Source organism: Pseudomaricurvus sp. ABR4_320, assembly GCF_056159445.1.
Genome location: NZ_JBSWVF010000031.1, coordinates 24832 through 31411, shown reverse-complemented (window position 1 = coordinate 31411; position 6580 = coordinate 24832). Strand labels below are relative to the sequence as shown.

2 protein-coding genes are annotated in these 6580 nt (G+C 45.3%); one reads left to right on the top strand and one right to left on the bottom strand.

Features of this window, described 5'->3' with window-relative positions; all coding sequences use genetic code 11:
* Positions 1 to 5033: tandem-95 repeat protein (locus tag ACXAFR_RS26415; protein WP_475182941.1), on the top strand; the 5033-nt coding region annotated here is incomplete at its 5' end.
* A 649-nt stretch (positions 5034 to 5682) separates the two neighbouring features.
* Here the strand turns inward: ACXAFR_RS26415 and ACXAFR_RS26410 are convergent.
* Complete coding sequence (locus ACXAFR_RS26410) at positions 5683 to 6522, bottom strand: MurR/RpiR family transcriptional regulator (protein ID WP_475182938.1); 840 nt, start codon at positions 6520 to 6522, stop codon at positions 5683 to 5685.
* Positions 6523 to 6580 lie beyond the last annotated feature (58 nt).

Here is a 6580-nt window from a genome sequence, read left to right as displayed (position 1 = left end):
TTCATGGATACTCAGGGTCAGACTTTATCGATGGCGGAAAAGGCGATGATGTAATCGACGGCGACTCCAACTCTCCTAATTTTACAGCAATTCACTACGGAAACGATCTAATCTATGGAGGTGAAGGCAATGATGAAATTTATGGCTCTGGTGGTTCAGACGAGTTATTTGGTGAGGATGGCAATGACATCTTATTCGGCGACAATGGTCTTTTAGATTCTTCACTTCATGGTAATGATCATCTTTTCGGTGGTGCCGGTGATGACTTATTAATTGGTGGCAGCGGCGAGGACGAGCTGTACGGCGGTGAAGGACTCGATGAATTGCAGGGCGGAGACGGTAACGACGACCTATACGGTGAAGCTGGTGACGACAGGCTATTTGGCGAAGCGGGCGACGATATTCTGTATGGTGATGACGGTCTAGATGAAATACAGGGCGGCGATGGATCCGATGTTCTTTATGGTGGAGCAGGGGATGACCTACTGTTTGGTGACAATGGCGACGATCTTCTATATGGCAATGAAGGTAACGACCAGCTCCGAGGTGGAGACGGCAATGAAATCCTTGAAGGCGGAGAAGGTGACGATAAGTTTTTCGGTTACGAAGGTAACGACGTTTTAGTAGGAGGGGCCGGTAAAGATGTAATGCAAGGGGGAGAGGGAAATGATACTTACATCTTTTCTTCTGGCGGTAATTACGATCTTTTGAGAGATACGGATGGCGATTCAACGCTGGTATTCGAAAATGTTAACCTAAGTGAATTTACGATCGTAAATGACTCAAAGTTTTATCTACTTTTTGGTGATAGCGATGGTGTAATTTTAGATCATGATTCAGCTAGAAATATAGCGACCATCAAGCTCGATGAGCTGAGCTACACGCTACCAGAATTTCTCGAGGCGCTATCACCAGACAACGGTAATTTAGTTTCTCGTGTTTCTCAAGGGTTCTCATCAAGAAGCCGGAACTTTGCGCAAGTATATTCAATGCCGCAGGTATCTTCAGAAATTTTTGATTACTTACCTGCTGAGGGCTCCGCTGTTGCCGGAGGAACAATGATTGGTTTTTCTAGAACCAATTATGATTTGAACGTCCATAATATTTCTTCAAATTCTATATATTCAAATCTGATTGGCCGGCAATCGTCAAACAATCCAGGTAGCACTGGAGTTCAAGAGTTTTATGGGGATAGCAGAGACAACATAATCATTGGTGATTACACTTTTAGTAACATCATCGACGGTGGTGAGGGTAACGATCAACTCTGGGGCGGAGAGTTATCGGACGTCTATTATGTGGACAATAAAAATGATGTGGTAAATGAAGGATATTATGGGCGCTTCGAAAGTACAGATAGAATTATATCTACTGCGGAGCGATATACATTACCAGAAAACGTCGAAGTATTAGATCTCGTGGCAGAAGACGTTATTTTCGGTGGTGGAAATAATCTCGATAACATTATTGATTTACGCTCTAACGCTGAGGATGTCACCCTTACTGGAGGTGCAGGTGATGATTTCTACATCATTAATTCGTCATCGAATATCGTCGAGAATGGCTATGGAGGAGAGGATACCGCTATTGTCATCCTAGAGAATAGCTCCTATACGGTGGCAGATAACTTGGAGAATGTGAAAGCGCACGGTGCGAATGCGACATTGGTTGGTAATAGTCAAGATAATACGCTTTGGGCTTATGGCTCAGTAATAGAGAGTAAAATACCTGACGTTAGATGGAGCACAACTCGAGGGCAATATTACGACGCTAGAGTGATGGGAAGAAGCTTGTCCTTGGCGAATAACCAAGCCTCTGGAACGTCTGTTTTACTGGGATCAACACTAGACGGTGGTGAGGGTGACGATAATTTGTTTGGCGCTAGACTAAACGACGTGCTGGCTGGGGGGTTAGGCAACGATACGTTGAGCGGGGGCGGTGGTCACGATAGGTACATCTATAGGTTAGGCGATGGTAACGATACAATTTATGACGAAGAACCGGGCACGATGTATGAGACCGATCGTCTTATTTTGGACGGTATCAATGAAAATCAAGTTGCGTTTTCACGAAGTAACGACAACCAAGCTGATCTATTACTATCTTTTTCTGATGGAGGATCTATCCTCGTTAAAAACCAGTTCTCAAAAGACTATGATTTCAGTACTGTTGATCGTCTAATCATTCAAGATGATAACGGTGATGAAATCACTTTGACTGCGGACGACATTCGCCGGAGCGCAGGAGTCTTCGTGCCAACGATTGACGACTACACCATAGTGAAAGATCAATCGATCACATTTTCGGTTTCAGAGTTGTTTGCGAATGATAGCGAAAATCCAGCCACGCCACTTACTCTAACATCTGTGTCTTCGCCTTCCGATGGAACAGCTACCTACAATGAAATAGATCAAACGGTAACTTTCACCGCCGAGCAGGATTTCGTCGGATCGGCTGGTTTCTTTTACTATGTTACAGACGGCACCTTTACCGACAGCGCAAGAGTGCGTATTGAAATCGACGCCCCGGCAATTGTAACAACCAATGGTGACTCAACAGATAATATTCTTACAGGCAGCTCAACCGACGATGAGATATATGGTAGAGGTGGCGATGACATTCTCGCCGGTGTCGGTGGCAACGATATTCTCTTTGGCGGAAACGGCAACGATGTTTTATCGGGAGGCTCAGGACATGACCTTCTAAATGACGGCGCAGGTAATGATCGTCTGGAAGGAGGCAACGGTAACGACGTCTACGAGTATTATGATGGTGACGGTAGAGAAACTATTACCGATGAAGCCGGCGACAACATCATCAAGTTCAAAAATGCAGCAGCCAATCAATTATCCTATCACAGAGACGGTGATGATTTAGTGATATTGGTTAACGGTAAAATCGATGAGCAAGTTCGAATAGAAAGCCATTTTCAAAATCGAGAGCATTTAATAAAAATTTTAGCAATGGGTGAAGAAGAATATCTTCCTGGAACATCAATCTTACCTCTTTTAACCAATATGCCTTCAGATGTCGCGAATGACGGGGTCGACGACGGAAACTTTGTATCAGTGGTCACCGGTACAGCCAGTGATGAGCAGGTGCTGGGCACGAGTGAATCTGATTTAGTACAGGGCTTTGCTGGCGACGATACTTTGTTTGGCTTTGCTGGAAACGACCGTATGGAAGGTGGAGATGGTAATGACTATCTTTCGGGTGGTAATGGCGTAGAAAATAATTCGGGCGACGATGTACTGATTGGTGGCGAAGGCGATGATGTTCTGGTAGGCGAAGACGGTAATGATCGCCTGGTAGGCGGTGATGGAAATGATCACTACTATTACTATGCAGGATCAGGCAAGGATGTCATTTTGGATGACGGTAATGGCCAGGATATTGTGTTCTTTAATGATGTCACCTCAGATCGATTGAGCTTCCATCGCGAAGGAAGCGATTTGATTGTTCTCGTAGATGGAGATATTGAACAGCAGGTTAGAGTGATAAATCATTTTCTCGGCGAAAATAACGAAGTTATGGTTCAGCCGAGCGGCAGCTCTACACTTACGCCGGATACTATTGCATCACAGTTAACTGAGCTACCGTCGACTAACGGCTCCTCGGACGGCAGTTCGTCTGATGGAAGCTCTACCAGTAATCAGGCGCCTATTGCTACAGATGAAACGGCTGTCACTTTTGAGGATGAGCCATTGATCTTAAGTGCCTCAGAGTTACTGTCAAATGACAGTGATTTGGACGGTGATAGCTTGAGCATAAGCCAAATTCTTGCAGCTGAACATGGAGCGGCAATTTTTAATTCGAGTACCGGCGAAGTGATCTTCACACCAGAAGCTGACTTCAACGGCGTCGCGACTATCGACTATGAAATTACTGACGGAGAATTAATCAGTTCGGCGACAGTGACTGTTGAGGTAGTACCGACAAACGATTCACCAATCGCCCAAATCTCTTTACCAAGTCAATCCGCTGTAGTGAATAGTCCAGTGTCATATAGTCTGCCTGCAAATTTGTTTACTGATATCGACGGTGACGACTTGATCTTGAGCGTGACCTTAGCAGACGGATCACAATTACCTAACTGGCTTTCATTTGACTCAACTAGAGGTGAGCTAAATGGCGTTCCTCCTATAGGTGCTGAGGGTGACTTGTCTCTTGTAATATGGGCGGATGATCAAAACGGAGCAATAGCAAGCAGCCCTTTAACCCTAAGCGTTGTGGAGAACAGCGAACCTGAAAATACGTTCTTTGGCACTTCTTCTAACGACTCTTTTAATTTGGGTCGTGATGATGAAACTATCTACGCTGGAGACGGTGAGGACACCATATTCGCTCGCGGCGGCGATGACGTCTTATATGGTGAGTCCGGAGACGATGAACTAAAAGGTGGCTCAGGTACAGACACATTAGATGGCGGGACTGGTAATGATATTGAATACGGTCAAGGAGGCAACGATACACTCTATGGCCGTGAAGGTAATGACAAACTTTATGCCGGAAGTGGCAACGATAGCCTTGAGGGTGGAGAAGGACGAGACATATTAGTCGGGCAAGGTGGAAATGATATCCTACAAGGCGGATCTGGAAATGATTTTATGAAGGGCCTAGCGGGAGACGATGTCTATGTCTTCAATGCTGGCGACGGCCAAGATGTTATTGAAAATTATTATTCAGGATCCAATGGCTCTGACCGGGACTCGCTCCAATTATATGACGCCGATCCATATAGTTTGTGGTTTAGCCGTGAGACAAATAATCTCATCATTGATTACGTGGGAACACAAGATAGAGTTACTGTGAGGAACTGGTACAAAGGTGAAGATTATCAGATCGAGGAAATTGCCGTTGCGATCCCAAATGGTTCTGGAGAATCTTACCAATTGGCCGCAAATCAAGTTGATCAATTAGTTAACGCCATGGCCCAGTTTAATCCACCGAAAGGTGTTGGAACCGTAATGACTCAGGAGCAACGGGACGTCTTAACTCCCGTGATATCAAGCAACTGGATCGCATCATCTTGATATCATTGTCGTAATCTATAAAAGGCTGGCCATCTGTAGTCCAGCCTTTTATTTTTCGACTACATTCAGTAAAACTCTTTAAAATTACCAGCGATTACTAAATGCTGACGACGGTTTAAGATTCAGAGATCGCTAGGCTATATTTTCGATAGCCAATGCCAGTAGCGCCTCCCAAACTGCCAATCAGTTTCCTTCGGCCTATGCCCCCAAAGATTGAAAAATCCTCTGTAGGAAATGTAAGGTGCTGCCTACCGTTAGGTATTAAGTTCCTGCGAATGGTCGCCTTAAAATTGATATTTTCCCAAGTTACCGACGACGTTCCCTTGACGACCTTAATGACGCGGTCATTTTCTTGTCCCTCAAAGCTATTCATTATATTTCTAGGGAATTTAGAACTGAAGAAAATGATTGCAGTCGTTACTAGACCAGGACTTCCTTTCCAATCTTGTATCCCCTCATCGCAAAACCGACTGAACAATCGGATCGCGTGGCTAGGAATGTTGGCACGTATCGACAATAGCCTGTATGTCTCGACATTGTAGCAGCTTGCCCCCTCAGGTAATCCAGTCGTGTCTTTGTGCTGAACCCGCAGGGCACTCTATACTTCGATGGTTGGATAATCTGACATAAATATCAAATTCGAAATGTCTCAAACTTCACCTTCGTAATCCGCCAAAGCAATGGTAATTACCTGAGCGATCAACAGAGAAGCAGAGAGGGAGCGGAAGGCGTCGATACGAGCCTCATTGACGATAAACGACAATTGGCTGGTATTGGCAAGAGGCGAGACGGGGCTGTCTGTGATCGAAACAACCGTAACACCCCGGTTGGCGGCATTAGCGGCCAATTGGCAGGTGTTAGATGAGTAGGGACTGTAGCTGATGGCAAAGAGGACATCGCCACGCTCGACGTTGGACATCTGCTCGTCGAACATACCTCCCGTTCCACTGATCAGAAATACTTTTTTATCGATGTGGTTGAGAGAATAATGGAGATAGTTGGCAACAGTATGGGCGCGGCCGTTACCTAGCAAGAAAATATGGCGCGCTTTATCGAGTAATTCCACAGCACGTTGAATATTGGCCGTATCGGTGGTTTCTTCAAGATTGCGCAGGGCATCCCGGTTCGCCTTAGAAAAACGACTGAGCAATTCGTCACTTTTTAACGGTTCTTCTCCGCGCACCATGCGAATGCGATTGCTGTAATTCGATGTGTTGACCAACAGGTCTTCTTTAATCGCACTCTTCAGTTCATTAAAGCCGGAAAAGCCTAAAGACGATGCAAAGCGAATCAGGGTTGAAGGCGGTACCTGAATCTGCTCAGACAGCACGGCGATGGTTTCAAAAGCCACGCTGCGCGGGTTTTCCAGAATAAATTCTGCTACCTGCTTGAGTCGTTTACTGAGATGAGGGTATTCAGCTTTGATGGCCTCTTGGAGTTGAGGCCAATCGTTAATCCCTTTGGCGTTGTTTTCGCGAGCTTTTGACACGCTACCTTACCTGATGAAAAACACCGATATAGTATGAAATATTCATTTCATTAATGCA